Source organism: Vibrio gallaecicus (assembly GCF_024347495.1).
Lineage (GTDB): Bacteria > Pseudomonadota > Gammaproteobacteria > Enterobacterales > Vibrionaceae > Vibrio > Vibrio gallaecicus.
In genome coordinates, this window is record NZ_AP025490.1 from 2,436,353 (window position 1) to 2,460,828 (window position 24,476).

Genomic DNA, 24,476 nt, shown 5'->3' on the forward strand with positions numbered 1-24,476 from the left:
TAAAACTGGCTGTTAGCCAATTATGATAACGCTTTCTCAAGTTCAGCACTAACTTCTGCAACTTGCTTAGTACCGTCAAATTTAAGGTACTTAGTATTGCCAGCTTCCGCTTCTTTACCGTAGTAAGAGATCAGCGGTGCTGTTTGCTCATGGTAAACACCTAAACGAGCACGTACTGTTTCTTCTTTATCATCATCACGAACAACAAGGTCTTCACCAGTAATGTCATCTTTACCTTCAACCTTAGATGGGTTGAAAACAACATGGTATGTACGACCTGAAGCTAGGTGAGCACGACGACCCGCCATACGCTCAACAATAACGTCATCAGCTACGTCAAATTCAACAACGTAGTCAACTGTAATACCCATTTCCTTCAAGCCATCAGCTTGTGGAATTGTGCGAGGGAAACCATCTAAAAGGAAACCTTTCTCACAATCATCTTGAGCGATACGCTCTTTGATAAGACCAAGAATGATTTCATCAGACACTAGTTGACCAGCATCGATCACAGACTTTGCTTGCTTACCAAGCTCAGTGCCCGCTTTGATAGCAGCACGAAGCATGTCACCAGTAGAAATTTGAGGTACACCAAATTTATTCATGATGAAGTTAGCTTGAGTACCTTTACCAGCACCTGGAGCACCTAGAAGGATGATGCGCATGTTGAATCCTCTTATAAAAAATATGATTTATACCGAAGCTCACTATTAGCAAACACTCACAATTAGCATTACTAGTATTCAGTAACACCGGGCAACTCTCAAAAACTGAGAACGCATGAAATGGCTAACAATAAGTTCTAGCGGTAAGTTTCGGTATAATGTTTAAAGTAAAATTGGTTTAACTTGGAAAGAAAAACTTAATCTAAACGTCTATTTAGGTCGGCATTCTACCACATTAATATTCAGTTTTGCTGAATTTAAGACTAAAGAATATATAAGTATGGCAACCTAATAAAGTTGCCAACCAGAATAATCTAAAACAATACAATATCGACGATAATCATCAAAAAAGCCCGTAAAAACGAGCTTTTTATTGACCAACTAAACTATTGTATGATTAATTAACCTTTAGTCAATAGGTTATTAATTGCACCTAAAAATTGAGATGGGTCTTCCATTGAGCCTTTTTCAGCTAGCATAGCTTGACCTAGAAGCACTTCAACCCAGCGACCAAATGCTTGCTCGTCAGCTTCATCAGCCATCTGTTTTACCAGCGCGTGTTCAGGGTTAATTTCAAAAATATACTTAACTTCTGGGGCTGCTTGACCTGCAGCTTCAAGAAGCTTAGCCATCTGTGTGCCCATTTCAAAATCATCTGTCACGACAACTGCCGGAGTATTCGCAAGCTTAAACGTAGTTCGAACTTCTTTAACACGCTCACCAAGGTAAGACTGAGTACGTTCAACAACAGACTTAAACTCTTCTTCTGTTTCTTTCTGCTTTTCTTTCTCTTCTTCACCTTCGAACTTACTTAAATCTAAGCCTGCTTTAGTGATAGATTGGAATTGCTTATCATCGAAGTCCGTTAAGTAGTTCATTAGGAATTCATCGATACGATCAAACATAAGAACAACTTCAATACCTTTCGCTTTAAACTGCTCTAAGTGAGGGCTGTTTTTTGCGGCTGCGTAGCTATCTGCTGTTAAGTAATAAATCTTATCTTGCCCTTCCTTCATACGCTCAACGTAAGAAGCAAGATCGACAGTTTGATCAGAGGAATCAACATGAGTCGATGCAAAACGTAAAAGACCGGCAATCTTCTCTTTGTTACCCATATCTTCAGCAGGGCCTTCTTTCATGACTAAGCCGAATTCTTTCCAAAATTCTAGGTACTTTTCATTGTCATTCTTAGCCATGCGTTCAAGCATAGTAAGTACACGCTTAGTACATGCACCACGAAGCGATTGAGTCACTTTGTTATCTTGTAAAATTTCACGAGATACGTTCAGTGGTAAATCATTTGAATCAATCAAACCACGAACAAAACGCATGTATGAAGGCATGAATTGCTCTGCATCATCCATAATGAATACGCGTTGTACATAAAGTTTTAGACCACTTTTATGATCGCGGTTCATCATATCCCATGGTGCTTTCGCGGGAATATAAAGTAGGCTTGTGTAATCGTTTTTACCTTCAACTTTATTGTGGCTCCACGTTAGTGGATCAGCAAAGTCATTAGATACATGCTTATAGAACTCTTGGTACTCTTCTTTTTCGATATCAGACTTATTACGAGTCCATAAAGCCTGAGCTTTATTTATCTGTTCCCATTTTTTCTCTTCAGTATCTTTGCCTTCTTCATCCTTTACTGCTGTTAAGATTGAAACAGGAATACCGATGTGATCAGAGTACTTACCAATAACCTCACGTAAGCGCCATTCATTTAAGAACTCTTTACCGTCTTCACGCATATGAAGAATGATATCGGTGCCGCGAGACTCTTTAGTAATATCTTCAATCGTGTAATCGCCTTCACCAGCAGAAGACCATTGAACAGCTTGATCATTTGCTGCACCAGCGGCACGAGTACGAACAGTTACCGCGTCAGCAACAATAAATGCAGAATAGAAACCAACACCAAACTGACCAATTAATTGTGAATCTTTGCTCTGGTCATCTGATAGCTTTGAGAAAAAATCAGCCGTTCCTGATTTAGCAATCGTACCTAAATGTTCAATAACATCATCACGGCTCATACCTATGCCATTGTCAGAAATGGTTAGAGTATTGGTTTCAGCACTGAAAGAAAGCTTCACACCTAAATCAGCATCACCTTGGTATAAATCACCATTTGATAAAGCTTGGAAGCGAAGTTTATCGGCAGCATCAGATGCGTTAGAAATCAATTCACGAAGGAAAATCTCTTTATTTGAATACAATGAATGAATCATTAAGTGAAGTAATTGTTTTACTTCAGATTGAAAGCCACGAGTTTCTTTATTTTGCGTTGCTGTTTCGCTCATTTTTACTCCAAAACATCTATACTGATAATAGTAATTCGAGATTCAGCCCACCTTGCAGGGCTGACATATGTTCATTAACATGAGGATGACAAATGTAAATTCAAGGTCAAAAAACATAAAAACACTGTTTTTTTGTTTTGTTTTGATTATGCTTGCCTCGCCAAACTATAAAAGAACATCAAACAAACCTGAATATGAATTCATTTTGAAGCGGTTTTCACTCCAGGTTATGTATGAGCAATTAAGAATCATCTCCAATATAGAAGAATTCAATGAGTAATATAGGCACTAAGTTTATTCTCGCACAACGGTTTGTATTTGACCCAAACAGCAACTCGCTAGTTGATCAAATGAATGACAGTGACGTCGTTCGTCTTGGCAGTAATGAAAGCCGCATTCTACTTATGCTGTCAGAAAGACCGAACGAAGTCATTACCCGTAATGAACTGCATGAATATGTATGGCGAGATCAAGGCTTTGAAGTGGATGATTCAAGCCTAACTCAAGCCGTATCAACATTACGTAAGATGCTCAAGGATTCGACAAAATCACCTGAATTTGTCAAAACTGTGCCCAAACGAGGCTACCAATTTATTGCGAGTGTTGAACGTTCTGCACCTCTTTCTTCTAGCGACACTCCAATCAATATAGACACCTCTATATTAGGTAAAAGCCTAGATAAAGAAATCGAATTTTCTGAGCCCGAAGCACAAGAGGTTGAACGACCAACAGCCCAGCATGAATCACAACACGTAGCAGAAAGCGTTCTAGAGGTACCAAAGGTTGGGACTCCAGCAAAAGTAATGGCCCAAGAAAACCCATGGCTTAGCCGTGGTATTATTTTGTTTGCTCTTTTACTGCCTATATTGGTGCTTGCTTTTACCACACCTGCTCAATCAGATTTTCGAACGTTATCAACCGTGAACTCAGTTGATATTTTATACCCAATGAATCACCCAACTTTAGATTCATGGTTGCCTGCGATAGAAAAATGTGTAGTGCATTATACGAATGAGCACCAAGGTGAACTCAAACCATCACAAGTGATTGCTACTGGTGGACAAGGTAATCAGCTAGTGTTGAATTACGTACACTCTCAAGAGCATTCAAGTGAAAATATTACTTTGAGAATTTTTGCTAACCAAACCGATTTAAGCACAATATGCAAAGGAAACCACTAGTATGAAATTGAAAGTATCTCTACTAATGCTTGTGGCTTCAGCAATTCTAAGTGGTTGGTTATATTGGGGAAGCGATGCGAAAGTAGAACAGCTTCTCACATCCCGAGAATGGCAGTCTAAGATGGTTACCTTACTGAATGAAGTCGTTCAAGAAGATGCTATTGGTCCGCTTCGTCGTGTTGAATTACAGTCAAATGCAAAGTATTTACCTAATGGTACTTACATACGTATATCTGTTGTGCACTTGTTTGTAGAGGAAAGCGAAACGCCAAATATCATCAATATTTCAGAAACAGGTCAGTGGGATATTAATGATAATTACCTGCTCATCTCTCCAACTGAATTTAAAGATGTCTCATCTGCACAAAGTAAAGACTTTACTCAAGACCAACTAAAACTGATTACTCAAGTAATTAAAATGGACGCGGAGCAAAGCAGAAGAATTGATATTGTTAACCAGAAGACGTTGTTACTGACTAGCTTAAACCACGGGTCTACCGTGCTCTTTTCAAACTAGTATTAAAGCTTCTAGATAAAATATTAAAAGGTCAGCGATTTGCTGACCTTTTTAGTTTTATTATTGGTATTAACTCAATCGTCTAAAGAAAGTGACGATTAAAGACGCCCTGAAATCAGCAACTCATTCGCTAAACTGAACACTTCAAAGCATCCATCTTGATAAATACCATAGCTTGCTGGATGCCCTTCTCGCGGAAAAGTCACTGAGCTAGGGTTGAATATGAATATTCCAGATTGATATTGCGCTACAGGGATATGAGTATGCCCATGTGCAAGTACATCACCCTCTTTTAGAGGCGGTCTCTTATCATTATTAAATAAGTGCCCATGTGTTAAAAATAGGCGACGACCTGATTCCAACAATACCCACGCATAATCAGACATCATTGGGAACGACAGCAACATTTGATCCACTTCGCTATCACAATTACCGCGCACTGCGATAATTTGATCAGAATACATATTTAACGCTTCTGCCACTTGGGGCGGGTTATACCCTTCAGGAATCGGGTTTCTTGGACCGTGATTAAGCGTATCACCCAATAAAATCAAATGATCACAACCTGACTCAACATATCGCTGAAGTACTTCTTTTGTTGCTGGCAACGAACCATGCAAATCAGAGGCAAAGAACAATTTCACGCTTACTTCTCCCTAAAATTAGTCAGGTCATTGTATTCGTATTCCTGCGAGTAAAAAAGTCAGAGTTTATAGATCACCTTTAGCCATACCATTAATCACAATATTATTGTAACTAACCATTCCAATGATCTTACCTTCAGAAATAACTGGCGCCCGGCTAATACCGAAACGTTCAAATAACCGAGCACAATATTTTACATTCATATCAGCTGAAACAGCCAAAGCTGGCTTAGTCATAATTTCATAAATATTAGTGCGCTTTGATGAACGGTTCTTCGCCAGTACTTTCTTAGCAATGTCATTCATCAGCACAATACCGTATTCATCATCGTCATGACGCTTATCAACAATCAAAGCCTTAACCTTATGATTTCTGGCTAACTCTATTCCTTCATGAACACTTGTTAAGCCATCCACAAGAACATATGTGTTTGCCATTACGTCTCTCACGCGCACTTTTTCATGAGTTGTCATAGCTCCCCCTCAACAACTTTCGTTAACGTTTCTACTTGGTGTGCCACACCAACAGCATCTTCAATATCAATCTGCACGGCAATACCCTGACCTGACTCTTTATCAAATTCACCAACCTCTCCAATTCTTTCTAAAATATGCCGAGATAGGTGCTCTTCCACCACAAACAGCAACACATCTTTTTGTACCTCTAGTGTCAGCCCAAAGAAGGTGCGTTTTTGGTTTAAGCCTTGCCCTCTCGCATGGTTAATGACCGTTGCACCAGTCGCTCCGGCGCTCCGTGCTGCATCAAGTACCATGTCTGTTTTACTGTCTTCTACAAATGCCAAGATAAGTTTAAAGCGCATCTCTTTTCTCCTTAGCGGCTCGAGAGTTGTTTAACCATTGAGTTATCTGTGCGTAACTCATAACGGAAATAATGGGGAATAAACTGGCAAAGGCAATCAAACCAAAACCATCAATAACAGGATTTCGTCCAGGAACCGTAGAGGCAAGCCCGAGCCCTAAAGCCGTGACAAGAGGAACCGTGACTGTTGATGTTGTGACACCACCTGAATCATAAGCCAGTGGGACAATCAGTTTAGGGGCATAAAATGTTTGTATCACCACAACTACATAGCCAGTAATGATGTAGTAATGAATAGGATCACCTGCGACAATTCGATAACTCCCCAAAGAAATACCAAAAGCCACTCCAAGTGCAACAGCAATTCTCAAGCCATTAACGCTAATACTGCCACCAGAAACTTGGTTGGCTTTTATTGCTACAGCAATTAATGAGGGCTCTGCAATGGTGGTACTAAATCCAATAAAAAAAGCGAATAGATATACCCAGTAGTAATCAAACCAAGTAAGGACTAACCCAGAACTTATTTTAAATTCAGTCAGAAATTCAGGCTCTGTCAACTGCATAGCCATTGTCTCCCCCAGCGGAAACAGTGCTAATTCTAGCCCGAGTAAAAATAGCGAAAGTCCAAGAATCACGTAAAAGAAACCCAGTAAAACCGTGCCTAGGTTCTTAACTGGCTTCCTCAATACAGCAAATTGAAAACCAAAGATAATTGCCGCGATAGGAATTACATCGCTTACAGTGCTAATAAAAGTTGCGATGAACTGATGAAGACTGATCATGTCATCACCATTCCATAAATCATTACAAACATCATTGGCAGTAACGAAGCAAAAGCGATCAACCCAAAGCCGTCAACCATTGGGTTTCTACCTTTAATTGCAGAAGCTAGCCCTACTCCTAAAGCAGTGACTAATGGAACAGTAATGGTAGAGGTAGTGACTCCCCCTGAGTCATAAGCAATCCCAATAATATTTTGTGGAGCAAATCCTGTCAGTATCACGACACCTATATAGCCACCTATGATCATGTAATGAATTGGCCACCCTTTTAGAATTCTTAAAACACCAAGTAAAATAGCTAAGCCAACTGAAACAGCGACAGTCAACCTAAGTCCGTCTGCATAATTTTCCATGTCATGCTCATTGTTTGGAATAACACCACCTTCAGCAGCCACCTCTGCTGCTTCTGCAGTAACAGCCGTTAAAGCGGGCTCTGCTATCGTGGTACCAAACCCCAAACAAAAAGCAAAAATTAGTAGCCAAAACACACTTCCTTTTCGAGCAAAGGATTGAGCCATAGATTCCCCTATTGGAAACAGCCCCATTTCAAGCCCAAAAATAAAAAATGTAAGCCCAAGCACCACCAGCATTAATCCAAATAAAATAGACAATAAGTTTGGCAATGGCTCTTGAAGTACCACCAACTGAAAAAATGCAATAACAACAACGATCGGTAGCAGATCCCTAAAACTACCTAACATGGCTTTTAGTAAAGCGAGCACTGCTGACATTCATTCTCCTTAAATGACTCTACATACTTATAGTAATTACGTGTTTTTATTAGTGAGCCAATTCCTATAACGCAGAGTAATCATGGCAAATAGTCATCTGCAATGGTGTGACGAACCTAAAGCGCTAAGTAACCCCTATTATTTTTTATTGTAAATGTGATGTTTAGAGGGGTTTAAAAAATGAGCAACCGTTCTAGAAGCCTAATACTGCACTATCACAATAATGAAACTAATTGATCGTTATAGTGAAAGTGACGTATTGAATTAGCCAATCAAAACAAGCCATGTCTATAATTAAAAAGATTGGGAGGGATTTATGAAGATATTGTTGACTGGCGGGACTGGTTTTATCGGTTCTGAACTAATAAAAAGCTGGAATACACACGAGGTAACTTTACTCACACGTGATCCAAGTAAAGCTAAGCAAAACCTTAGCCATATAAACCAAAATAATATTCGCTACATTCAATCACTAGATAATTTGAATGATCTCAACGGGTTTACCGCAGTCATCAATTTAGCCGGAGAACCAATAGCCGATAAAAGATGGACCGCGACTCAAAAAGAAGAAATTTGTCATAGCCGTTGGAATATTACGGAAAAAATCGTCTCGCTTATTCACGCAAGTACTGAGCCGCCTGAGGTTTTTATCAGTGGTTCTGCCGTCGGTTATTATGGTGACCAACAAGAACACCCTTTTGATGAAAGCCTGCATGTTTATCACATGAACTTTCCTCATCAAGTTTGTTCTCATTGGGAAGATATCGCTAAGCGCGCCCAATCAAACATGACTCGCGTCCTTTTACTCAGAACAGGAATCGTTCTGGGCAAGCATGGCGGAGCACTTCAAAAAATGCTGTTACCTTACAAATTAGGGCTAGGTGGTCCTATAGGCTCTGGAAAGCAATATATGCCGTGGATTCATATACTTGATATGGTTAGGGCCATTAATCACTTACTTGCCACCCAACATGCTCAGGGAGAGTTCAACTTATGTGCTCCTCACCCTGCGACTAATAAACAATTTAGTCAAACCTTAGCCAAACAGCTCAGAAGACCTCATATTTTATTCACACCTAAATGGGCAATGTCACTACTCATGGGTGAGTCTTCTTGCCTACTCTTTGACAGCATAAGAGCAAAACCAAAGAAGCTGACAGAAATGGGGTTTATATTTAGTTACTCAAGAGTTGAACCAGCGTTAAAAAATCTATTACAACACCCTAATTAATTCTTTATTCTAGCAAGATGCTTATTACTTGATTTAGGTTCATTTTGTGAAGAAATCCATTTTAATTACAGGTTGTTCAAGCGGTATTGGCTATACCACTGCTCACTACCTCAATAACCATGGTTTCCATGTTATTGCTTCCTGCCGAAAGTCAGAGGATGTTCAGCGCCTTCAAGAAGAAGGATTAACTTGCATTCAGCTAGACCTTACCTCTGAACAAAGTATTGAAGAAGGAGCGAAACAGGCTATCTCTCTATCTGACAATGGTTTATATGCTCTCTTCAATAATGGAGCGTATGGGCAAGCCGGTGCACTGGAAGATCTTCCTACACAAGGTCTAAGGGAGCAATTCGAAACTAACTTCTTTGGCTGGCATCACCTTGTGCTGCAGATTCTTCCTCATATGCGAGAAAATGGTAAAGGACGAATTATCCAAAATAGCTCTGTACTAGGTTTTGCAGCAATGAAATACAGAGGGGCATACAACGCATCTAAATTTGCTATTGAGGGCTGGACGGATACTTTAAGGCTTGAACTCCATAGCTCAAACATACACGTATCAATAATCCAACCCGGTCCGATTGAAACTCAATTCAGGGCAAATGCGCTACTATCTTTCAAACGCTGGATAACCCCATCAGATAGCTATCATAAAGCGGCTTATGAACAACAATTACAAAGGCTTTCAAACACAGGTTCCAACAATGCTTTCGTTCTTCCTCCTGAAAGTTGCATCAAGCCTGTTATGCATGCTCTTACTGCGAGTAAGCCCAAACTAAGGTATCGAATTACGACACCGACAAAAGTGTTTTCAGTATTAAAGCGAATTCTACCAAGTCGCTGGCTCGACCCCTTATTAAGAAAAGCGGCTTAAAATCCATTAAAATAAATTACATTTTTACACGAAGATTCACAGAATTAGATGTAACGATGTAATTTTTCCGTAACAATAAGATGTCAATATTGAACCTGAGCTATCCATGCATCCATTAAGTGAATAGAAAGGAAATCAATGACATTAAACTTACTAAATTGGGTTGGCGTGAGCGTTGCAATAACCTTATTTATAATATTTTGAATAGTTTACCGCTTATCTCATCACGCCTCTTTACTGCCGAATTACTTAATCCATTAATAAATCTATCTTTTACGCTACGAAACTTATGAGCTGGGACCCTACTTCCCGCAGAGTTTCGTAGCGTCATCGATTTCATCTCGTTATTTCTTTCACCCTATTATTCATTACCTTCTAGCTCATAGTGATAAGAAATACATAACGTTAAACTTGAAGTTATTGAAAGCTCACCCCATATTTGCAGCGTACCCATAAAATATTCAAGGAACGTCAATGCAATCTCCGCATATTGTTGAACTCAATGAACAGAACTTTCGCCAAATTTTAGAAGGTTCAATGCAGGCACCTGTACTCATTCATTTTTGGGCGCCGATGAGCCAAGAAAGTGCGCAAATCATCCCAGAGCTTCAAACACTCACACAGCAATATAATGGGGCTTTCACACTTGCTTTACTCAACTGCGAACAAGAACAAGCAATTGCGGGACAATTTGGTGTACAAGCTTTACCGACAATCGCATTGTTTGTGAATGGTCAGCCCGTTGATGGTTTAGGTGGTCCTCAATCCATCGAAGCTATAACTGAAATGCTAAATAAACACCTGCCAAGCCAAGATGAACTTGCATTACGCCAATCTCTAGAACTCATGCAAGCTGGAGAGTACACTCAGGCACTCGCGGGCATGCAACAATTACCCGAAGAGCTTTCAAAAAAAGGCGAAGTCAAACTTGCGATTGCAGAATGCTTATTAGAAACACAACAATTTGATTTAGCAGATACACAACTTCAAACTATCCCTCTCGAATATCAAGATAATTACTATAAAGGGCTAGTTGCTAAGCTTGAGTTACATAAACAAGCAGCTGATAGTCCAGAAATCCAAGCATTGGAAGCAGCACTAACGTCTAATCCTACTGATGAGAAATCAGCATCAGAGCTTGCTCTGCAGTATCATCAAGTTAATCGTAGTGAAGAGGCATTAGAGCTGTTATGGGGCTTCTTACAAAAGAACCTCAATGCTCACGATGGCGATATGAAAAAAGCCTTCATGGATATTTTAAGTGCGCTAGGACAAAGTAATACATCAGCAAGTAAATACCGTCGCCAACTGTATTCACTACTTTATTAATCATCAACCAAGTTAATCACCAAAAATATGAACTAAGCTTCATTTAAACTTGACCGAATTGTAAACAAGAATATTGGGTCATCTATTCATCGGAATTATGAGTAATGGGTTATAAAATCAATGTTTTATAACCCATTTCTCATTTATAAATTTGCCCATAAAACCAATTTAAGCCAATATCTCTTTAATAACTATTAATTAAAAGGATATTGTATGGCTATTGATACTTTAATAACTATCGGCGGCTTTATTGTCGTCGCGGTTTTATTTATTTTCTCCGGTGTAAAGACGGTACCTCAAGGTAATAATTGGACCGTTGAACGCTTTGGAAGGTATACCGTCACCCTAAAGCCAGGGCTTAATTTAATCATCCCTTTCATTGATCGTATTGGTCAAAAGATCAGTATGATGGAACGTGTTCTTGATATTCCCGCACAAGAAGTTATTTCTAAAGACAATGCAAATGTCGTTATTGATGCTGTATGTTTTGTTCAAGTCATTGATGCACCTAAAGCTGCTTATGAAGTGAATGATCTTGAACATGCGATTCGCAACCTAACTCTGACTAACATCCGTACCGTTCTTGGCTCAATGGAGCTTGATGAAATGTTAAGCCAACGAGACATGATCAATACGAAACTTTTGACTATCGTCGATAGCGCAACGAACCCATGGGGTGTCAAAGTTACTCGTATCGAAATTAAAGATGTACAACCACCAGCAGATTTAACTGCCGCGATGAATGCACAAATGAAAGCAGAACGTAATAAGCGTGCTGATATTTTAGAAGCGGAAGGCGTTAGACAAGCTGAGATCCTTAAGGCTGAAGGTCATAAACAGTCAGAGATTTTAAAAGCCGAAGGTCAGAAACAGGCTGCAATACTACAAGCTGAAGCCCGTGAACGTGCTGCTGAAGCTGAAGCTAAAGCAACAGAGATGGTATCAACGGCTATTGCTCAAGGTGATATGCAAGCGGTTAATTACTTTATAGCTCAAGGCTATACCGATGCTCTAAAATCTATCGGTCAAGCAGAAAATGGTAAAGTGATAATGCTTCCACTTGAAGCTACCGGTTTAATGGGGTCAATTGCCGGTGTCGCTGAAATGTTTAATCAAAAACCGGACTCTCAAAATAAGGGGTAGGTATGGTCGAACTGTTAGAACAAGTTAACCACTGGCATTGGTTAGCTTTCGGGCTCGCGTTACTTTCTGTCGAGCTTTTAGGAGCCGCGGGCTATTTTCTATGGCTAGGTATTTCAGCCATGCTAGTTGGTGTACTTGTCGCTGTCTTACCTATAGGCTGGCAAGTTCAGTGGCTATCTTTCGGTAGTTTCTCTTTAATAACAACTTGGTTATGGTGGAGAAGGCAACTTTCACAAGACAAAGCTTCGGATAAGTCTCGGGATTTGAACCAAAGAGATAAACAATTAATTGGAAAAACAATCCGGTTAGATGAAGATATCATAAAGGGAAATTGTCGCGTAAAGCTTGGTGATAGCTCTTGGTCTGCAATCTCAAATGAAGATTTAAAAGCTGGTACAGAAGTAGTAGTGACCGATGTTGATGGTATCATTTTAACTATTCAGCAAAAAAATGGTTAACAGAGACAGACCTTCGTGGAAAGCAAATTCAATTAATAATTAAATCAATCAACTACGATATAAACTCATACTTTTGGTTAGAAAATAAGACCAAGTATGAGTTCATATCACTTCTACTTAATCCTGCCTATAAACCCAAGATCAATCAGTTACACTTATTTATCGATTAAATAGCGATCACTTTTTATTTGTAGAAAAATTTGATTTTTTACAAAATTAGTTGATCATGGTTAAAAGTGAACCATAATCAAGATGCGCCTTATTTGAATTACATAATATTTAGTGGGGATCATATGAAGATTATTTTAGCTTTTGTCATTAGCTTTTTTATTGCTTTACCAACTTATGCTGGTACAACTAGCGCGACTGAATTAGGCCCTTTAGTAGATTGTACATTACCTTCAGGTGATACAGATTATATACCTAGCATGATGTGCCGCATAAATGGTGGAATGAAAGGTTGACCAATATTAAGCGGTAGTTATAAGTTCTACCGCTTGCTTTCTAGTGAGTCAATAATTGGGCATTGGCTGCTCAAATCACCGGGACATTGTTCAACCCAAGCTTCAAGCGTTTTTTTTATGGTCAATAAATTTGTGATCTTATTATTAACCTCATCTAGTTTTTTTTGAGCTTTCTCTTTTACTTCTAAGCTTTTTCTACATGGATTAGCCGCAAGTTCAACTAAAGCTGCACACTCCTCTAAAGAGAACCCTGCGCTACGAGCTTTGGCCACAATACTTAATTCTTTTACTTGTCGTTCATTATAAATTCTGTAGCCGTTAGAAGAACGTATTGGTTCGGATATGACTTTCTTTAATTCATATAATCGAATTGATTTAGCTGATAGTCCAGTTACTTCAGACACTTCACTAATGTTCATCCCAAACTCCAAAGAAAAATAGGGTGCAAATATGCACCCTATTATAATACTCTTTTTTAACTTAAGTTACTGACTAACTAACCATGACAATATTTGAGAACGTTGAGGTTTGTCAGCTTGACCATACCAGTAAGAAAGCATTTGAAGCGACTTAGATTCACTTTTCAATTCTGCTTCCGTATTTTTCCTATTTTCAAATACCCAATTAGTAAATTGCTCTTGCTCAGTAACTGAAGCTTGCGTAAACCAATACTCAATCATATCTGAAGGCATATCTGATGATTGGGATTTTATACTGCTTGTCGTTCCTACAGTAACGGCAGTGACAACGTTTCTATCTACTTCAGAGCTAACACCACTTTTCTTATTATAAGCAATTAACTCTTTTTCATAATCTCGTGTTATTCCACCTAATGTGGGTAAAACTGCTTGCGTAACTTCGATTTCATTACCAGATTGATCAGTAAGTCTCATCGCTGGGTTTTCATTAAACTCTTCTGCTTGTGAACTTCTTTTTACATTTACAGCAGGTTCTAAATAAATCTCAGTATCACTGGCATTAAATGTTAATACGATTGGACGAGAGTTAAATTTTTCTTTTTCGCTTTGTTTATCAACTAGCTTTTCAACTCGCACAACGAGCTGATTAACACCATTAGCTAATTCTACTTCAGACTTTTTGCTGAAGCTAAAACCTACAGACTCGCCATCAATGATAATAGGGGCTACGTCTCTATGAATTTGGACATTAACCGCTGCCAACGAAGAAAATGGCACACATACAGCTAAAGCAACTAACGTTTTAATTGCGCGTTTCATTACAACTCTCCTTAGAAAAAAGCGAGTATCATATGATACTCGCAAAAATAAACAGTGGTTAAAACTTTAACAATTTATGCCTTAGAAGTAGTACTCAGTACCAATTAAGATGTAAGAAGACCAATCATCAGCATTATTCATTTTGTAGTTACGTAGGTCTGTGTACATGTAAGTACTTGGAAGTAGGTAACCTAAACGAGCAGTTAGAGCGATATCACCTGTATCCGTTGTTCCATCTGCATCATCAGTTGCAGCATAGCCGCCTTTAAATACCCATTTACCATCTAGTACGTATTGAGCTGTTGCTGAAATTGCGTTTTGACCTTGACTTCCGCCGCCTACTTTATCTGTTTCCATTGCTTTATAAGCAGCGGTTAGTGTCAAATCACCTAAGAATACGCTACCGCCCAAAATTGCATAGTTATGCGCAGCATTAGTAACAACTTCACCGCCAGCAACATAATCAGGGTTCGCAACTACGTTACCATTTTCATCAATGATGTATTTTGGCGCTTCATCTTTAACAGACTTGTACTCACCACGTGCGTAGTAACCAGCATGAACACTGAACATATCTTTTGAGTATGATGCAGCAATACTAGAAACCATACGGTCAGTGTCTTGCTCCATACCACTTAATGTAGCTTGGAAGTTAAAACCACCAAAGCTAGCTGAATCGAAACGCAAAGTATTGTCTGCACGATCTTGATAAGATACACCAATGTCATTATTCCAATCAAAAACGTTACCTAGACCAGGGTTTGAGTGAGGCCAATCAACATAGTTATATGCAGCAACTAACTGGCGACCAAACTTAAATGAACCTACGTCTTCAAAGTCCAGACCTAAGTAAGTATCACGTGCACCTAGTTGACCAGATTTAGCTCCATTGTTAGCGTCACCGCCTTCAATTTGCCATACTAAGTTTGGTGCGAAATCATCAAATTCAACTACACCACGAAAACCAATACGAGATTCAATAACTGCACCGACGCTTTGTGTATCTGTATCATCACCAAGAATCATGAAACCAGCTGCTTGACCGTAGAATTGAACTGCATCACCTGCTAATTCTACTGCTGCATTTGCAGAACCGATTGAAGATGCTGCAATTACTGCACCTAGTAGAGTACGTTTAAAAAATTTGTGTTCCATGGAAAAACTCCTAAAAAATTGGATATAGCTATTTTTATATTTCTCACCTTAAGTTGGCCGCCGAAGGGAGAAACATTATCTCTTTCATTTTGAGAACCTATTATCTTAATTCATAAATTCTCTAACTCTGTCCTGCATACACCTCGTGCATCCATGAAACCCAGACTAACTTTGCGACAAAAAATATCAACCAGAACTTAATTCTCATCTAAAAAAATATGAGCAACTCCAAATTTTCATCAACTTAGTGATCCAAGTACACAATAAACAGAACGGAAAACCTTAAATACATATAAACCTTAAAAAACAACAATTTAGATATATACAAAGCTAAAATTCAATTGAAGTGCGTCGCATTATTTTTATTTTATTTATTGATTATCCTTAACATAGATAGTGATCACGTAATAAAAAGCTCACGTATTATATGGCTTAATTCATTGAACGAATTTTGTACTTTTATTTTAAGTCTAAAAATAAAAAAGGCACCACTAAGTGGTGCCTTTTTAGAAGCATGGAAAATGTATTAATTAATCATATCGAGCAAGTCTTGCTCAGTTTTAATGTCTATTCCTAGCTCCTGAGCTTTAGCCAGTTTCGAACCCGCAGCTTCACCAGCAAATAAAATATCCGTTTTCTTTGAAACGCTGCCCGTTACTTTGGCACCCAAACTCTGCAATGCCGCTTTGGCTTCTGAGCGACCGAGTTGGGATAATGAACCAGTAAGTACCACCACTTTACCTTCTAATGGTAGTTCAACACCTTCATCAAGCGATACGATTTCAAGCCAGTGAACACCAAGCTCAATCAGCTCATTGACTACATTTTTATTTTTTTCTTGCGAGAAAAAAGATGTGATATGCTTCGCAACAATATTACCTATATCTGAAACTTCGAGTAAAGAATCGTGTGTCGCCAATGAAACAGCATCTAGGGACTTATAGTGTTGAGCTAAATTCATCGCTGTTGCTTCCCCGACTTCACGAATGCCGAGTGAATAGATAAATCTTGCCAATGTAGTTTCTTTAGCGGTATTCAGCGCATTAACAACATTTTGAGCAGATTTAGGTCCCATACGATCCAATACAGTTAGTAGACCTGCACTTAATTTGAATAAATCCGCGGGAGTCTCAACCATTTCACGATCGACAAGCTGCTCTATTACTTTTACTCCTAAACCATCCACGTCTAATGCTTTTCGTGAAACAAAATGCTTAAGGGCTTCTTTGCGTTGAGCTTGGCACACTAACCCACCACTACAACGGGCAACAGCTTCCCCCTCCACTCTTTCCACCGAAGAGGAACATACAGGACAGGCACTTGGAAATACGATGTCTTGAGCATTTTCCGGTCTACGTTCAACATTAACAGATACAATTTGGGGAATAACATCTCCCGCTCTTCGGATAATAACGCTATCACCAATCTTAACGCCAAGTCGTTCAATCTCATCAGCATTATGCAGGGTTGCGTTGCTAACGGTTACGCCACCTACAAAAATAGGCTCTAACTTCGCCACAGGAGTAATCGCACCGGTTCGACCAACCTGAAACTCCACATCATTTAAAAGCGTGATCTCTTCTTGCGCTGGAAATTTGTAAGCAATAGCCCATCTAGGAGCTCTTGCCACAAACCCTAAAGTTTCTTGCGCTTTAATACTGTCAATTTTAATCACGACACCATCAATTTCATAAGCTAAAGCATCACGACGAGCCATGATATCTTGATAGTAAGCCTTCACATCATCGAGAGAGCTTAGTTGCTTAGTTTCAGGGCACATTGGGAGTCCCCAACTTTTAAGTTGCAGAAATCGATTGTAGTGGCTTCCAGATAACTCCGCGCCTTCTACGACTCCGACGCTATAAGCATAAAAGCTTAAAGGGCGAGTCGCGGTAATTCTTGAATCTAACTGCCTTAGACTACCAGCGGCAGCATTCCTTGGGTTTACAAACGCTTTCTCACCTTTTTTAATTGCAAGCTCATTTAACTTATCGAATCCAGCTTTAGGCATGAAGACTTCCCCCCTAACTTCGATTCGTTCGGGCCAACCTTCACCTTGCAGTTTTAAAGGGATTGCGCTTATTGTTCGGACATTTTCGGTAATGTTCTCCCCTGTCGCTCCATCACCACGTGTCGCAGCTTGAACCAATGTACCCTGTTCATATAGAAGGCTAACGGCTAAACCATCCAGTTTTGGTTCGCAACAGAATGTACTTAAGTCTGAAGTCGGAGCGCGGTCAGACATTCGCTTATAGAATGAATCCAGATCACTATCATCAAATGCATTATCCAGTGACAGCATTGGAATCTCATGGCTTACTTGACTAAAGCCATCAAGTGGCTGCCCGCCAACACGCTGGCTAGGAGAGTCAATGCTGATGAGCTGCGGATTCTGCTTTTCAATTTCAAGTAACTGCTGCATTAACCGATCATACTCTGCATCAGGTATTTCAGGACTATCTTCCACGTAATAACGGACAGCATGGTAGTGCAGTGTTTCTTTGAGCTGTTCTAAGGTAGCTTGAATGGATTCTTTCATAATATTCTCGGTATATATCTAAACATCAAAAAGGGCTCCCTGAGGAACCCTTTTCTCTTTATGAATTTTACAGCGATTATTTTCTAGACTGTGTACCAGTATAGTCACTATGTACTGATATTGGAGGTAATATGGCTTAACAATACGGAACTACTTAGTCATAAAGTCTCGAATCTGTTTTCTGTAATCTGATAAACGATTTGGTGTCATCAAATTACGAGATTCATCTAACACATTCCCACCCATGTCATCTGCAATTTTTTGAGCAGCACGTAACATTACGTTGAAATTTTGGTCCGCTTCTCCGAAGCAAGGTAAGGTCATAAAGAATGAAATACCTTTCGTAGAGAAATCTGCTCGGTTGTCATGCTCTAAAGTACCTGGCTGCATCATATTCGCCACACTAAAAATCACTTTAGGTGAATCAGCATTTCCTGCATAACAATGATAAATAGCCATCTCACCATAAGTCAGGCCATTATTTTCCATGCTACGGAACAATTCAGTTCCAATAAATGGTGCCTCACCCGCGCAATGAACATTTAAGACAATGACTTCTAATTCCGGTTCTTCGTCTTTAACCACACTTTCTTGAACGGTGCCTTCTTCTGCATCACTCACTTGGTTTTCGTGTGCCAGCGGAGTACTCACTATATGAGGAGACTCTGAACCGAATACATCTGCAGGCTGAGGTTGCTCTGTTTGCTTAATTTCACTCTCAGCCACTTCAGACGAAGGGCTGGCAATCGATTGAGATGGTACTACATCGTAAATGCTCTCAGATGCGTTGTCTTCGAAGGTTTCAGGAGTATCTGTAACACTAAAGGAAGGTACGTCGTCAGATTCAAATGATTTTTTAGCATCAACGCTTTGAGGGCTCATTAATACATCTGAATCAATAAGAGGATCTGCTGTAAACTCAGGCGTAGCAAAATCAGGTTCTTTACGCTCTTTCCTTATTATTTCAAAATCATCTTCAGGAGCAAATGAACGGCTAGGTAAGTCTTCTTGGCTATCAAGTTCACCGTTATCAAGCTTACCCAACGGTTTATCACCAAACTTTGCTTTTCCTTCTTTCTTACTCGTCCATAAGCCATGGAACAATAATGCGGCGATAGCTAAAGCGCCTACAATAATGAGTACAAATCGCAATTCCTGCATTTTTCGCTCTCAGCTGCCCCAGTTAACTAGCTTATTAAAGCTGTTACTGAGTTAAGTTAATTTGGCTAATCTCACTACTCTACCAAATGTAGTGACTGTTTTAGAACAATTTAATGAAAGAAGTTCATCAGATGATGTGATTTTCACCACGCTTTTTTTCTTAATTCTGGTCGAGTACACTATATCTGTCCGCAAATTAACCAACATATTGAATATGCATACTGAATCTAAACGACATTCTGGCTTCGGCTACTTTATATATGGCCTTAAAATAGCCTTATCCCCAAGTATTCGTAAGTTTGTGCTCCTGCCGCTACTTGCTAACGTCTTACTTGTAGGTGGTGCTCTATTTTATATATTTTCCAACTTGAATATCTGGATAGAAAGTTGGATTGGTGGGTTACCTGAATTTCTTTCATGGTTATCTTATATATTATGGCCATTGCTGACTTTAACTATCTTAGCAACTTTCTCTTACTTCTTTAGCACCCTCGCTAATTTTGTCGCTGCCCCATTCAATGGGCTTCTAGCAGAAAAAGTAGAAGAGATGCTTAGCGGAAAAAAAGTAAATGATGATGGTTTGCTCGACGTCCTAAAAGATACACCAAGGATCCTAGCGCGTGAGTGGAGAAAACTTGTCTATGTGTTACCTAAAGCCATTGGTCTCTTCCTTCTATTACTGATTCCAGCTTTAGGTCAAACTGTCGCGCCATTTCTATGGTTTATTTTCACTGCATGGATTTTAGCGATTCAGTATGCTGATTATCCATTTGATAACCATAAAATCAGCTTTGATGACATGAGAAACAATTTGAAACAAAAACAAGGAAAAGCCTATAGCTTTGGCATGTTGGTTTCATTATTTACAACCATTCCAATTCTTAATCTAATTGTTATGCCTGTTGCTGTTTGTGGTGCAACTGCAATGTGGGTGGGTGAATTCAAAGATCAAATTAAGCGTTAATCTATCTTCCCTAGATGCCCAACATCTAGGGATAATCCTGCGTCTTTGCACCACATCTCTATATGATATAACTTTTTAATCCTTTTACCTTTTTTTCATCTATTCTAATCTCTTTTCAAGATCAAAAAACATTAAGAGACACTAGACGGTATTCCGATTGATATACTACGTTTAGTTCTATCATTAAATGAAGGAACATCAGATGAGCAAAATCTACGAAGACAACACTCAAACAATTGGCAATACTCCCCTAGTCCGCTTAAATAAAGTAAGTAAAGGTAAAGTATTAGCAAAAATTGAAGCTCGTAACCCTAGCTTTAGTGTTAAGTGCCGTATTGGCGCAAATATGATTTGGGAAGCAGAAAAAGCAGGTACTTTAAAAGAAGGTATCGAGCTGGTTGAGCCGACAAGTGGTAATACAGGTGTTGCTCTAGCTTTCGTTGCTGCTGCTCGTGGTTACAAGCTAACACTAACAATGCCTGAGTCTATGAGCTTAGAGCGTCGTAAACTACTAAAAGCTTTAGGTGCTAACCTTGTGCTGACTGAAGCTCCAAAAGGTATGAATGGCGCTATCGCAAAAGCAGAAGAAATCGTTGCAGCCGATCCAGACAAGTACTTACTACTACAACAATTCAACAACCCAGCAAACCCTCAAATTCATGAACAGACTACTGGCCCTGAAATTTGGGAAGCTACTGACGGCGAAATTGACGTGTTTGTAGCCGGTGTTGGTACTGGCGGTACAATCACAGGTACAAGCCGATTCATCAAAGGTGAAAAAGGCAAAGCAATCACTTCAGTTGCAGTTGAGCCAGCAGAATCTCCAGTGATTGCACAAGCTCTAGCGGGTGAAGAAATTAAGCCTGCTCCTCATAAGATTCAAGGTATCGGTGCTGGATTTATTCCTGGAAACCTTGATTTAGAGATTATTGACCGCGTTGAATCTGTAACATCTGATGAAGCAATTGAAATGGCTCGTCGCTTGATGGAAGAAGAAGGTATCCTGGCTGGCATCTCTTCTGGCGCAGCCGTTGTTGCAGCTAACAGACTAGCGGAACTTCCTGAATTTGAAGGAAAAACTATCGTTACCGTATTGCCAAGCTCTGGTGAGCGTTACCTAAGTACAGCCCTATTTGCTGGCATTTTCACGGAGAAAGAGAACCAGCAGTAATATGTGGTCAAATCAATTTTTACTCCAAAAAAGCCCCTATTAGGGGCTTTTTTGTTGATCCCTGCCTCACCTTTGGTAATATCACATCTGTTTTATTTTTCGCTTCAAAATAAAAGAAGCAATAAACAGATTTTCGAAGGTTGTGAGTATTCAAAAAAGAACACCATAGCTGGAAAACTTTTAACCAGTTTCATTTCTGACACGAACAAAACTCTTCGGCTCTAGCAGAATTGAGTCAAAGCAGTTAAGCTGAACTGGTTACAAACTTACAAAAAATAAATTAATTGGGGTATATAAAATGTACGAGAAGCAAGTAGAAATCACAGCAGAAAATGGTCTTCACACTCGTCCTGCTGCACAGTTCGTTAAAGAAGCAAAATCTTTCGATGCAGACATCACTGTGACTTCGAACGGCAAAAGCGCTAGCGCAAAAAGCCTTTTCAAGCTACAAACTTTAGGCCTAGTAAAAGGTACTAACGTAACTATTTCTGCTGAAGGTCCTCAAGCTCAGCAAGCTGTAGACCACCTAGTTGCTCTTATGGATCAACTACACTAATCCGGTCTCCTCTTTTCAAAGCCATTTTGCATAGCAAAGTGGCTTTGTTCGAAATAGAGACGAATAAGCACGACTTATTGTCAGCAGCTTAAAGTCACACATTCTCCCGTTTACAGTTGAACAACTAAGGTAAGGCTATGATTTCAGGCATCCTAGCATCTCCTGGTATTGCTTTCGGTAAAGCACTACTACTTCAAGAAGATGAAATTGTCCTAAACACTCAATCTATCTCAGACGATCAAGTTGAAGCAGAAGTTCAGCGTTTTTTTGACGCTCGTAACAAATCTTCTCAACAACTTGAAGTTGTAAAGCAAAAAGCACTTGAAACTTTTGGCGAAGAAAAAGAAGCAATCTTTGAAGGCCACATCATGCTGCTTGAAGATGAAGAGCTAGAAGAAGAGATTTTAGCACTCATCAAGAAAGACAAAATGCACGCAGACAACGCGATCTACACAGTGATCGAAGAGCAAGCTGTTGCACTTGAGTCACTTGATGATGAGTACCTAAAAGAACGTGCGACTGATATCCGTGATATCGGTACTCGCTTCGTTAAAAATGCACTAGGCATCAACATTGTGTCTCTAGCAGATATCGATGAACAAGTTATCCTAGTTGCTTACGACCTAACGCCATCTGAAACTGCGCAAATCAACCTAGACTACGTTCTTGGTTTCGCTTGTGACATCGGCGGTCGTACATCTCATACTTCAATCATGGCACGTTCACTTGAGCTTCCAGCTATCGTTGGTACTAACGATATCACTAAGCAAGTTAAGAACGGCGACATGCTTGTGCTAGACGCGATGAACAACAAGATCATCATCAACCCTTCTGACGCTGAATTAGCAGAAGCTAAGAAAATCAAATCTGATTTTGAAGCAGAAGCGGCTGAACTAGCAAAACTTAAAGACCTACCAGCTATCACTCTTGATAACCATCAAGTAGAAGTTTGCGGCAACATCGGTACAGTTAAAGACTGTGACGGTATCCTGCGCAACGGTGGCGAAGGTGTTGGTCTGTACCGTACTGAATTCCTATTCATGGACCGTACTGCACTTCCTACTGAAGAAGAGCAATATATTGCTTACAAAGAAGTAGCGGAAGCAATGCACGGCGAGTCAGTGATTATCCGTACAATGGATATCGGTGGCGATAAAGATCTTCCATACATGGATCTTCCAGAAGAAATGAACCCGTTCCTAGGCTGGCGTGCAGTACGTATCAGCTTGGATCGTCGTGAAATCTTACGTGACCAACTACGCGGCATTCTTCGTGCATCTGCGCACGGTAAGCTACGTATCATGTTCCCAATGATCATTTCTATTGAAGAGATCCGTGAACTGAAAAAAGCAATCGAAGAGTACAAAGTTGAACTTCGCGCAGAAGGTCACGCATTCGATGAAGACATCGAAATTGGCGTAATGGTTGAGACTCCAGCAGCTGCTGCAATCGCCCACCACCTTGCTAAAGAAGTAGCTTTCTTCTCTATCGGTACTAACGATCTAACGCAATACACTCTTGCAGTTGACCGTGGTAACGAGATGATTTCTCACCTTTACAACCCACTATCTCCAGCGGTTCTTCTTGTAATCAAGCAAGTAATCGATGCTTCTCACAAAGAAGGCAAATGGACAGGTATGTGTGGCGAGCTAGCAGGCGATGAGCGTGCAACTCTACTTCTTCTTGGTATGGGTCTAGATGAGTTCTCTATGAGCGGTATCTCTATCCCTAAAGTTAAGAAAGTAATCCGTAACTCTAACTTCGCAGAAGTTAAAGCTATGGCTGACGAAGCACTATCTCTACCTACAGCTGCAGAAATTGAAGCTTGCGTAGAAAAATTCATCGCTGAGAAAACTCAGTAATCACCAAGAGCTTAATAAAGTTAGACGGCTTAAAAATAGTCGTCTAATTTGTTAGATTGGTATAGTATATTCTACAGAATAAAACTAAACGTTAGGAGCATGACACAATGGGTCTGTTTGACAAACTGAAAAAGCTTGTATCTGATGACAGCGCTGATGCTGGTGCAATCGAAATCATCGCACCTCTTTCTGGCGAAATCGTAAACATCGAAGATGTGCCAGATGTAGTTTTCGCTGAAAAAATTGTTGGTGACGGCATCGCAATTAAACCAGCAGGCGACAAAATGGTAGCTCCTGTAAACGGTACTATCGGTAAAATCTTCGAAACTAACCACGCATTCTCTATTGAGTCTGACGATGGCGTTGAGCTTTTCGTTCACTTCGGTATCGATACTGTTGAACTAAAAGGTGAAGGCTTCACTCGTGTAGCTGAAGAAGGTCAATCTGTTAAAGCTGGTGACACTATCATCACTTTCGACCTAGCGCTTCTAGAAGAGAAAGCTAAATCAACTCTTACTCCTGTTGTTATTTCTAACATGGACGAAATCAAAGAGTTGAACAAGCTTTCTGGTTCTGTAACTGTTGGTGAAACTCCAGTTCTTAAAGTAACTAAATAATCTAGTTCCTTTAAAATAAAACGCTGCCCTTGAGCAGCGTTTTTTGTTTCTAGAACAATCTAACC

Annotated in this window: 25 protein-coding genes; 13 read left to right on the forward strand and 12 right to left on the reverse strand. The window is 39.7% G+C overall.

The window, feature by feature from the left end:
* Positions 1 to 20: 20 nt before the first annotated feature.
* Both adk and htpG read right to left on the reverse strand, forming a co-directional pair.
* Positions 21 to 665: an adenylate kinase gene (gene adk / locus OCU78_RS10425; RefSeq protein WP_137374767.1), complete on the reverse strand. Its 645-nt coding sequence runs from the start codon at positions 663 to 665 to the stop codon at positions 21 to 23.
* 401 nt (positions 666 to 1,066) lie between these two features.
* Complete coding sequence (gene htpG / locus OCU78_RS10430; RefSeq protein WP_137374768.1) at positions 1,067 to 2,971, reverse strand: molecular chaperone HtpG; 1,905 nt, start codon at positions 2,969 to 2,971, stop codon at positions 1,067 to 1,069.
* A gap of 272 nt (positions 2,972 to 3,243) precedes the next feature.
* On the opposite strand from htpG, the gene OCU78_RS10435 reads away from it, so the two are divergent.
* Complete coding sequence (locus tag OCU78_RS10435) at positions 3,244 to 4,152, forward strand: transcriptional regulator (RefSeq protein ID WP_137374769.1); 909 nt, start codon at positions 3,244 to 3,246, stop codon at positions 4,150 to 4,152.
* A 1-nt stretch (position 4,153) separates the two neighbouring features.
* Positions 4,154 to 4,669 carry a regulatory protein ToxS gene (locus OCU78_RS10440; protein ID WP_137374770.1) on the forward strand — a complete coding sequence of 172 codons (516 nt, stop codon included), beginning with the start codon at positions 4,154 to 4,156 and terminating at the stop codon, positions 4,667 to 4,669.
* A 98-nt stretch (positions 4,670 to 4,767) separates the two neighbouring features.
* On the opposite strand, the gene yfcE is transcribed toward OCU78_RS10440, so the two are convergent.
* The 5 genes from yfcE to OCU78_RS10465 form a co-directional block, all read right to left on the reverse strand.
* Positions 4,768 to 5,313 carry a phosphodiesterase gene (gene yfcE / locus OCU78_RS10445; protein WP_137374771.1) on the reverse strand — a complete coding sequence of 182 codons (546 nt, stop codon included), beginning with the start codon at positions 5,311 to 5,313 and terminating at the stop codon, positions 4,768 to 4,770.
* 66 nt (positions 5,314 to 5,379) lie between these two features.
* Positions 5,380 to 5,787, reverse strand: a complete 408-nt coding sequence (locus OCU78_RS10450; RefSeq protein WP_137374772.1) for a CBS domain-containing protein — start codon at positions 5,785 to 5,787, stop codon at positions 5,380 to 5,382.
* Positions 5,784 to 6,134, reverse strand: a complete 351-nt coding sequence (locus OCU78_RS10455; protein ID WP_137374773.1) for a P-II family nitrogen regulator — start codon at positions 6,132 to 6,134, stop codon at positions 5,784 to 5,786. The genes OCU78_RS10450 and OCU78_RS10455 overlap by 4 nt, the downstream gene beginning before the upstream one ends.
* Positions 6,124 to 6,918: a DUF1538 domain-containing protein gene (locus tag OCU78_RS10460; RefSeq protein ID WP_137374774.1), complete on the reverse strand. Its 795-nt coding sequence runs from the start codon at positions 6,916 to 6,918 to the stop codon at positions 6,124 to 6,126. The genes OCU78_RS10455 and OCU78_RS10460 overlap by 11 nt, the downstream gene beginning before the upstream one ends.
* Positions 6,915 to 7,649, reverse strand: a complete 735-nt coding sequence (locus OCU78_RS10465) for a DUF1538 domain-containing protein (protein ID WP_137374775.1) — start codon at positions 7,647 to 7,649, stop codon at positions 6,915 to 6,917. The genes OCU78_RS10460 and OCU78_RS10465 overlap by 4 nt, the downstream gene beginning before the upstream one ends.
* A gap of 316 nt (positions 7,650 to 7,965) precedes the next feature.
* On the opposite strand from OCU78_RS10465, the gene OCU78_RS10470 reads away from it, so the two are divergent.
* The 6 genes from OCU78_RS10470 to OCU78_RS10495 all read left to right on the forward strand — a co-directional run bounded on the left by OCU78_RS10470 (position 7,966) and on the right by OCU78_RS10495 (position 13,148).
* Entirely contained in the window at positions 7,966 to 8,880 is a 915-nt protein-coding gene (locus OCU78_RS10470) for a TIGR01777 family oxidoreductase (RefSeq protein WP_137374776.1), read from the forward strand.
* 46 nt (positions 8,881 to 8,926) lie between these two features.
* Positions 8,927 to 9,754 carry an SDR family oxidoreductase gene (locus OCU78_RS10475; protein ID WP_137374777.1) on the forward strand — a complete coding sequence of 276 codons (828 nt, stop codon included), beginning with the start codon at positions 8,927 to 8,929 and terminating at the stop codon, positions 9,752 to 9,754.
* A 474-nt stretch (positions 9,755 to 10,228) separates the two neighbouring features.
* Entirely contained in the window at positions 10,229 to 11,083 is an 855-nt protein-coding gene (locus tag OCU78_RS10480) for a co-chaperone YbbN (RefSeq protein WP_137374778.1), read from the forward strand.
* A 213-nt stretch (positions 11,084 to 11,296) separates the two neighbouring features.
* Complete coding sequence (locus OCU78_RS10485; RefSeq protein WP_137374779.1) at positions 11,297 to 12,226, forward strand: SPFH domain-containing protein; 930 nt, start codon at positions 11,297 to 11,299, stop codon at positions 12,224 to 12,226.
* A gap of 2 nt (positions 12,227 to 12,228) precedes the next feature.
* Entirely contained in the window at positions 12,229 to 12,684 is a 456-nt protein-coding gene (locus tag OCU78_RS10490) for an NfeD family protein (RefSeq protein ID WP_137374780.1), read from the forward strand.
* A gap of 293 nt (positions 12,685 to 12,977) precedes the next feature.
* A complete protein-coding gene (locus OCU78_RS10495; RefSeq protein WP_167494066.1) occupies positions 12,978 to 13,148 on the forward strand; it encodes a hypothetical protein in 171 nt (56 codons plus the stop codon).
* A 26-nt stretch (positions 13,149 to 13,174) separates the two neighbouring features.
* On the opposite strand, the gene cueR is transcribed toward OCU78_RS10495, so the two are convergent.
* From cueR to zipA, 5 genes are all read right to left on the reverse strand, one after another.
* Positions 13,175 to 13,567: a Cu(I)-responsive transcriptional regulator gene (gene cueR, locus OCU78_RS10500; RefSeq protein WP_137374781.1), complete on the reverse strand. Its 393-nt coding sequence runs from the start codon at positions 13,565 to 13,567 to the stop codon at positions 13,175 to 13,177.
* Between the two features lie 66 nt (positions 13,568 to 13,633).
* Positions 13,634 to 14,386, reverse strand: coding sequence for a YccT family protein (locus OCU78_RS10505; protein ID WP_137374782.1), 753 nt, complete (start codon positions 14,384 to 14,386; stop codon positions 13,634 to 13,636).
* Positions 14,387 to 14,467: 81 nt separating this feature from the next.
* Positions 14,468 to 15,541 carry a porin gene (locus OCU78_RS10510; protein WP_137374783.1) on the reverse strand — a complete coding sequence of 358 codons (1,074 nt, stop codon included), beginning with the start codon at positions 15,539 to 15,541 and terminating at the stop codon, positions 14,468 to 14,470.
* 526 nt (positions 15,542 to 16,067) lie between these two features.
* Positions 16,068 to 18,080 (reverse strand): NAD-dependent DNA ligase LigA, encoded by a 2,013-nt coding sequence (gene ligA / locus OCU78_RS10515; protein WP_137374784.1) that lies wholly within the window; start codon positions 18,078 to 18,080, stop codon positions 16,068 to 16,070.
* Between the two features lie 150 nt (positions 18,081 to 18,230).
* Entirely contained in the window at positions 18,231 to 19,241 is a 1,011-nt protein-coding gene (zipA, locus tag OCU78_RS10520) for a cell division protein ZipA (protein WP_137374785.1), read from the reverse strand.
* Between the two features lie 214 nt (positions 19,242 to 19,455).
* Between zipA and cysZ the strand changes: the two genes are divergently transcribed.
* The 5 genes from cysZ to crr all read left to right on the forward strand — a co-directional run bounded on the left by cysZ (position 19,456) and on the right by crr (position 24,411).
* A complete protein-coding gene (gene cysZ / locus OCU78_RS10525; RefSeq protein ID WP_137374799.1) occupies positions 19,456 to 20,205 on the forward strand; it encodes a sulfate transporter CysZ in 750 nt (249 codons plus the stop codon).
* A gap of 202 nt (positions 20,206 to 20,407) precedes the next feature.
* Positions 20,408 to 21,376 carry a cysteine synthase A gene (cysK, locus tag OCU78_RS10530; RefSeq protein WP_137374786.1) on the forward strand — a complete coding sequence of 323 codons (969 nt, stop codon included), beginning with the start codon at positions 20,408 to 20,410 and terminating at the stop codon, positions 21,374 to 21,376.
* 298 nt (positions 21,377 to 21,674) lie between these two features.
* Positions 21,675 to 21,932 carry an HPr family phosphocarrier protein gene (locus tag OCU78_RS10535; RefSeq protein ID WP_004734263.1) on the forward strand — a complete coding sequence of 86 codons (258 nt, stop codon included), beginning with the start codon at positions 21,675 to 21,677 and terminating at the stop codon, positions 21,930 to 21,932.
* A 137-nt stretch (positions 21,933 to 22,069) separates the two neighbouring features.
* Complete coding sequence (gene ptsI / locus OCU78_RS10540; protein ID WP_137374788.1) at positions 22,070 to 23,794, forward strand: phosphoenolpyruvate-protein phosphotransferase PtsI; 1,725 nt, start codon at positions 22,070 to 22,072, stop codon at positions 23,792 to 23,794.
* A gap of 107 nt (positions 23,795 to 23,901) precedes the next feature.
* A complete protein-coding gene (gene crr / locus OCU78_RS10545) occupies positions 23,902 to 24,411 on the forward strand; it encodes a PTS glucose transporter subunit IIA (RefSeq protein WP_004737851.1) in 510 nt (169 codons plus the stop codon).
* Positions 24,412 to 24,476 lie beyond the last annotated feature (65 nt).

Bases quoted from the DNA above. Each gene is read 5' to 3' on its own strand.
- adk (WP_137374767.1), bottom strand. From the start codon at position 665: ATGCGCATCATCCTTCTAGGTGCTCCAGGTGCTGGTAAAGGTACTCAA.
- htpG (WP_137374768.1), bottom strand. From the start codon at position 2,971: ATGAGCGAAACAGCAACGCAAAATAAAGAAACTCGTGGCTTTCAATCT.
- OCU78_RS10435 (WP_137374769.1), top strand. From the start codon at position 3,244: ATGAGTAATATAGGCACTAAGTTTATTCTCGCACAACGGTTTGTATTT.
- OCU78_RS10440 (WP_137374770.1), top strand. From the start codon at position 4,154: ATGAAATTGAAAGTATCTCTACTAATGCTTGTGGCTTCAGCAATTCTA.
- OCU78_RS10450 (WP_137374772.1), bottom strand. From the start codon at position 5,787: ATGACAACTCATGAAAAAGTGCGCGTGAGAGACGTAATGGCAAACACA.
- OCU78_RS10455 (WP_137374773.1), bottom strand. From the start codon at position 6,134: ATGCGCTTTAAACTTATCTTGGCATTTGTAGAAGACAGTAAAACAGAC.
- OCU78_RS10460 (WP_137374774.1), bottom strand. From the start codon at position 6,918: ATGATCAGTCTTCATCAGTTCATCGCAACTTTTATTAGCACTGTAAGC.
- OCU78_RS10465 (WP_137374775.1), bottom strand. From the start codon at position 7,649: ATGTCAGCAGTGCTCGCTTTACTAAAAGCCATGTTAGGTAGTTTTAGG.
- OCU78_RS10470 (WP_137374776.1), top strand. From the start codon at position 7,966: ATGAAGATATTGTTGACTGGCGGGACTGGTTTTATCGGTTCTGAACTA.
- OCU78_RS10480 (WP_137374778.1), top strand. From the start codon at position 10,229: ATGCAATCTCCGCATATTGTTGAACTCAATGAACAGAACTTTCGCCAA.
- OCU78_RS10485 (WP_137374779.1), top strand. From the start codon at position 11,297: ATGGCTATTGATACTTTAATAACTATCGGCGGCTTTATTGTCGTCGCG.
- OCU78_RS10490 (WP_137374780.1), top strand. From the start codon at position 12,229: ATGGTCGAACTGTTAGAACAAGTTAACCACTGGCATTGGTTAGCTTTC.
- OCU78_RS10495 (WP_167494066.1), top strand. From the start codon at position 12,978: ATGAAGATTATTTTAGCTTTTGTCATTAGCTTTTTTATTGCTTTACCA.
- cueR (WP_137374781.1), bottom strand. From the start codon at position 13,567: ATGAACATTAGTGAAGTGTCTGAAGTAACTGGACTATCAGCTAAATCA.
- OCU78_RS10505 (WP_137374782.1), bottom strand. From the start codon at position 14,386: ATGAAACGCGCAATTAAAACGTTAGTTGCTTTAGCTGTATGTGTGCCA.
- OCU78_RS10510 (WP_137374783.1), bottom strand. From the start codon at position 15,541: ATGGAACACAAATTTTTTAAACGTACTCTACTAGGTGCAGTAATTGCA.
- ligA (WP_137374784.1), bottom strand. From the start codon at position 18,080: ATGAAAGAATCCATTCAAGCTACCTTAGAACAGCTCAAAGAAACACTG.
- zipA (WP_137374785.1), bottom strand. From the start codon at position 19,241: ATGCAGGAATTGCGATTTGTACTCATTATTGTAGGCGCTTTAGCTATC.
- cysZ (WP_137374799.1), top strand. From the start codon at position 19,456: ATGCATACTGAATCTAAACGACATTCTGGCTTCGGCTACTTTATATAT.
- cysK (WP_137374786.1), top strand. From the start codon at position 20,408: ATGAGCAAAATCTACGAAGACAACACTCAAACAATTGGCAATACTCCC.
- OCU78_RS10535 (WP_004734263.1), top strand. From the start codon at position 21,675: ATGTACGAGAAGCAAGTAGAAATCACAGCAGAAAATGGTCTTCACACT.
- ptsI (WP_137374788.1), top strand. From the start codon at position 22,070: ATGATTTCAGGCATCCTAGCATCTCCTGGTATTGCTTTCGGTAAAGCA.
- crr (WP_004737851.1), top strand. From the start codon at position 23,902: ATGGGTCTGTTTGACAAACTGAAAAAGCTTGTATCTGATGACAGCGCT.